This window comes from Actinospica sp. (genome assembly GCF_035552695.1).
Lineage (GTDB): Bacteria > Actinomycetota > Actinomycetes > Streptomycetales > Catenulisporaceae > Actinospica.
This window is the reverse complement of record NZ_DASZKT010000237.1, coordinates 1-5338: the sequence shown is the minus strand read 5'-3', so window position 1 is coordinate 5338 and position 5338 is coordinate 1. Positions and strand designations below refer to the sequence as shown.

General features: G+C 70.3%; 3 protein-coding genes. All 3 read left to right on the top strand.

All coding sequences use genetic code 11. The features are described 5' to 3' along the window. Positions 1-285 precede the first annotated feature (285 nt). Positions 286-1077, top strand: a complete 792-nt coding sequence (locus VG296_RS27155; protein WP_325570591.1) for a response regulator transcription factor — start codon at positions 286-288, stop codon at positions 1075-1077. Then, a complete protein-coding gene (locus tag VG296_RS27150) occupies positions 1074-2618 on the top strand; it encodes a HAMP domain-containing sensor histidine kinase (RefSeq protein ID WP_325570589.1) in 1545 nt (514 codons plus the stop codon). Before VG296_RS27155 ends, VG296_RS27150 begins: the two co-directional genes overlap by 4 nt. 78 nt (positions 2619-2696) lie before the next feature. Beyond that, the gene (locus VG296_RS27145) at positions 2697-5306 is read left to right on the top strand and encodes a bifunctional FO biosynthesis protein CofGH (RefSeq protein ID WP_325570587.1); all 2610 of its coding nucleotides are present in this window, start codon (positions 2697-2699) and stop codon (positions 5304-5306) included. Positions 5307-5338: the final 32 nt, after the last annotated feature.

Genomic DNA, 5338 nt, shown 5'->3' with positions numbered 1-5338 from the left:
GATATCTTCGGGTTGCTGGAGAACCTGTGGCAGGAGCGCGGGCTGACCGTGATCATGGTGACCCACGACTCCGAGCTGGCCCGCCGCGTCCCCCGACTGGCCCAGATCAAGCACGGAAAACTCACCATCAAGCGCGACCGGATCGCCGTCCAATAAGGGGTTCATTCGCGCCGGAAAACACGGCAGCCTGCCTTAATACGGCTCTCACCGCTTTCTCATGAGAGCTTGGCAGGCTGCCGTGCGGGGTATCCGAGAGACTTAAGCCAGGGAAGTGAAGGTGTGATCGTGTCCACAGCTGAGACGACGCAGTCCGGGCCGGCCATCCTGGTCGTGGATGACGAGCCCGCCGTGCGGGAGGCCCTGCGGGCCGGGCTGGAGTTCGAAGGCTACCAGGTCACCACGGCGGCCGACGGGCTCGGCGCGCTCGAGCAGATCGCCAAGTCGATGCCGGACGGCCTGGTGCTCGACGTGATGATGCCGCGGATGGACGGGCTGACCGTGCTGCGCCGGCTGCGCTCCTTCAACCCGAGCCTGCCGGTGCTGCTGCTGACCGCGCGCGACACCGTCGGCGACCGCGTCACCGGCCTCGACGTCGGCGCCGACGACTACCTGACCAAGCCCTTCGACCTCGACGAGCTGCTCGCCCGGATCCGCGCCATGCTGAGGCGAGGCGCGCTGCTGGCCGAGGCCGCGCAGGCCGCCGAGGAGCCGGAGGAGGTGCTCGAGTACCAGGACCTGCGGATGGACCTGCTCACCCGGGACGTCTTCCGCGGCGAGCGCCGCATCGAGCTGACCCGCACCGAGTTCTCGCTGCTGGAGATGTTCCTGCGCCACCCGCGCCAGGTGCTGGCCCGCGAGCAGCTGCTCACGTCCATCTGGGGCTTCGACTTCGGCCCGACCTCGAACTCCCTCGACGTCTACGTGATGTACCTGCGTCGCAAGACCGAGGCCGGCAGCGAGCCCCGCCTGCTGCACACCGTGCGCGGCGTCGGCTACGTGCTGCGCGCCGATGCCGCCACCGCGGGTGCCGGCACGTCCAACGGTTCCGACAAGTCCACGAAGGCCGATGGTCAGTGATCAAGCGTTCGCGGACCTCCCGCGTGCTGCGCAAGCTCACGCTCCAGGGACGGTTCGCCCTCCTAGCCGCGCTCGCGGTATCCGTCGCGGTGATCGGCGCGGCAGTGATCTCGTACTTCCTGGTGAGCGGTCAGCTGAACCGGCAGATCGATCAGCAGCTGACCGCGCAGACGAACGTGGGGCCGGGCGGTCCGGGGTCGAGCCATCTGCCGTTCACCGGCGCCAGCTCGAGCGCTACGCCTGGCAACACCGGGAACGGCTTTCCCGACCACTCGGCATCCGGCCAATACAACACCTCCTGCAATAACGGTGCGACGACTTCCCCCACCGACGACAAGGGCAGCGGCGGACCCGCATTCGCCGGTATCGGCGGCCTCATCATCGCCAAGTCCGACGGTTCGGTGTGCAACCTGAATACGAACTTCGTCCTCGGCAGCACCGCTAGCGCAACCCAGATCGCGGTCGCCGAGAAGAAGGAGGGTTCGCAGCTCTACGACACGTACACCACTGACGGCACGCACGTCCGGGCCTACACGTACTACGCCTACGAGACCGGCTACTCGTACACGCGCGTCATCGATGTCTCCCACGTGGACACTTCGCTGCACCAGCTCGCGGTCGGGCTCTCCTTCGCCGCGCTCGGCGGAGTCGCGCTCGCCGCGGCGGCCGGATTCCTCGTCGCGCGCAGTGCCCTCAAGCCGGTCCGTCGGCTCACCAGGGCCGTCGAGTACGTGGCCGCGACCGACGATCTATCCGTCACGCTCCCCGTCGAGGGCGCCGACGAGCTCAGCCGACTCGGCCGGGCCTTCAACCGCATGACGAAATCCCTGGCCGGTTCGCGAGAACGCCAGCAGCGCCTGATCGCCGACGCCGGGCACGAACTCCGTACCCCGCTGACCTCGCTGCGCACCAACGTCGACCTGCTGCTGCGCAGCCGACGCACCGGGCGCGCGCTGCCGCCGGGACGCGAGGAGTCGATGCTGGAAAGCGTGGACCAGCAGCTGCACGAACTGTCCGGCCTGGTCATCGACCTGCTCGAGCTGTCCCGCAACGTCGAGGGCGGCATGCGCCGCACGATGCGGGTCGCGCTGCACGAGTCCGTCGGCCGCGCCGTGGAACGGGCCAAGCTGCGCGGTCCCGGCCTGGAGTTCGACGTGGACGTCGAACCCTGGTTCGTCCAGGGCGACCCGACCAGCCTCGACCGGGCCGTGGTGAACCTGCTGGACAACGCGGTGAAGTTCTCGCCCGCGGGCGGCAAGGTCACCGTGCGGCTCAGCCGCGGCGAGTACACCGTGCGGGACCTGGGCCCCGGCATCGACCCGGCCGACCTGCCGCGCGTGTTCGAACGCTTCTACCGCTCCGACACGGCCCGCCAGCTGCCCGGCTCCGGCCTGGGCCTGGCCATCGTGGCGCAGGTGGCCGAGGAGACCGGCGGCTCGATCAAGCTGGAGCCCGCCCTCGGCGGCGGCACCCTCGCCCGGCTCGCGCTTCCGGGCGATCCCGCTAAGGAGCAGGGAGATCGCGCTCCGGACCGTACGTGATCTGCCCACGGGTAAGGAGGGCGACCGCACTCCGGGCCGTACGTGATCTAATCGCGGTGCACCCGTTACGCTGGATCGGTGGCAGACAACGCGAAGCGCGCAGCGGACCAGGTTGCGCAGCAGGACAACGGCATGCGCCGGGCGCTCGCCCGGGCCCGGCGCGGGGACGCACTCGACGTGGCCGAGGCAACCTTCCTGCTCCAGGCCGCGGACGCCGACCTCGAGGCACTCTGCGGGATCGCCGCGCGGGTCCGGGATGCCGGGCTCGAGGCCGCGGGCCGTCCGGGGGTGATCACGTACTCGAAGAAGGTGTTTATCCCGCTGACCCGGCTGTGCCGGGATAAATGCCACTACTGCACGTTCGTGACCGTGCCGGGCAAGCTGCGGCGCGAGGGTCACGGGATGTTCCTGAGCCCGGACGAGGTGCTGGACATCGCCCGAAAGGGTGCGGCGCTGGGCTGCAAGGAGGCCCTGTTCACGCTCGGCGACAAGCCCGAGGACCGCTGGCCGGAGGCGCGCGAATGGCTCGACGCGCACGGGTACGACGACACCCTCGCGTACGTGCGCGCGATGGCCATCAGGGTGCTGGAGGAGACCGGCCTGCTGCCGCACCTCAACCCGGGCGTGCTCAGCTGGACGGACCTGCAGCGCCTCAAGCCCGTGGCCCCCTCGATGGGCATGATGCTGGAGACCGTCGCCACCCGGCTGTGGTCCAAGCCCGGCGGCCCGCACCACGGCTCGCCGGACAAGGACCCCGCCGTCCGGCTGCGCGTGCTCGAAGACGCGGGCCGCAGCAGCGTCCCGTTCACCACCGGCCTGCTCATCGGCATCGGCGAGGACTACGCCGAGCGCGCCGAGGGCCTGTTCGCGATCCGCCGCGTGGCCCGGCAGTACCAGGGGATCCAAGAGGTCATCATCCAGAATTTCCGCGCCAAGCCGGACACGGCGATGCGCGGCATGCCCGACGCCGAACTGCACGAACTGGCCGCGGCCGTCGCCGTGGCCCGGCTCATCCTCGGCCCCGCGGCGCGCATCCAGGCCCCGCCGAACCTCGTCGACCACGAATACGCCCTGCTCATCGGCGCGGGCATCGACGACTGGGGCGGCGTCTCCCCGCTCACCCCGGACCACGTCAACCCGGAGCGCCCGTGGCCGCACATCGAGGAGCTGGCCGCGCGCACGGCCGCCGCCGGATTCGAACTGCGCGAGCGGCTCACCGTCTACCCCGAATACCTCAAGCGCGGCGAACCCTGGCTGGACCCGCGGCTGCTCCCGCATGTCAGGGCCCTGGCCGACCAGGAGACCGGCCTGGCGAACGAGGAGGCGATCCCCGAGGGCCTGCCGTGGCAGGAGGCTGAGGCGCTGGTCGCGTCCGGCCGCACCGACCTGCATTCGAGCATCGACGCGACCGGCCGGACCGATGACCGGCGGGCCGACTTCGACGAGGTCTACGGCAGCTGGGACGAACTGCGCGCCCAGGTGGCCCAATCCGCCGCCCCGCAGCGCCTCGACTCCGACCTGCGCTCGGCCCTGAGCACCGCGGCCTCCGACCCGACGCGGCTCACCGACACCCAGGCCCTCGCGCTGTTCAGCGCCGACGGCCCGGCGCTCGACGAGCTGTGCCGCATCGCCGACGACGTCCGCCGGTCTGCCGTAGGCGACGACGTGACCTACCTCGTCACCCGGAACATCAACTTTACCAACGTCTGCTACACCGGCTGCCGCTTCTGCGCGTTCGCCCAGCGCCGCACCGACGCCGACGCGTACACCCTGTCCCTGGACCAGGTCGCGGACCGCGCCGAGCAGGCCTGGCAGGTCGGCGCCACCGAGGTGTGCATGCAGGGCGGCATCCACCCCGACCTGCCCGGCACCGCGTACTTCGACATCGCCCGTGCGGTCAAGGAGCGCGTGCCCGGCATGCACGTCCACGCCTTCTCGCCGATGGAGGTCGTCAACGGCGCCTCACGCACCGGCATGTCGATCCGCGACTGGCTCACCGCGGCCAAGGACGCGGGCCTGGACACGATCCCGGGCACCGCGGCCGAGATCCTCGACGACGAGGTGCGCTGGATCCTCACCAAGGGCAAGCTCCCCGCCGCCACCTGGGTCGAGGTCATCTCCACGGCCCACTCCCTGGGCATCCGCTCCTCGTCCACCATGATGTACGGCCACGTCGACGAGCCCCGGCACTGGCTCGCCCATCTGCGCCTGCTCGCGGAAATGCAGCGCACGAACCTCGAAAACGGCCACGCCGGATTCACCGAATTCGTCACCCTCCCCTTCATCCACACCAACGCCCCGGTCTACCTCGCCGGCATCGCCCGCCCCGGCCCGACGATGCGCGACAACCGCGCCGTGACCGCGATGGCCCGTCTGCTGCTGCACCCGGTGATCCCGAACATCCAGACCAGCTGGGTCAAGCTCGGCCCCGACCGCTCCGCCGAGATGCTCCGCAGCGGCGCCAACGACCTCGGCGGCACGCTCATGGAGGAGACCATCTCCCGCATGGCCGGCTCCTCCTACGGCAGCTACGAGTCCATCCACGGCCTCGAAGCCATCGCCACCGCCGCCGGCCGCCCCGCCCGCCAACGCAACACCACCTACGGCGAAGTCTCCGCCGAACGCATCGCCGTAGGCCGCGAGTTCGACGGCCACCTCCCCGAACTCCTCCCGGTCCTGGAGGCCTAGCGCCGAAAATCAGGCTGGCCCTCGCTGCATAC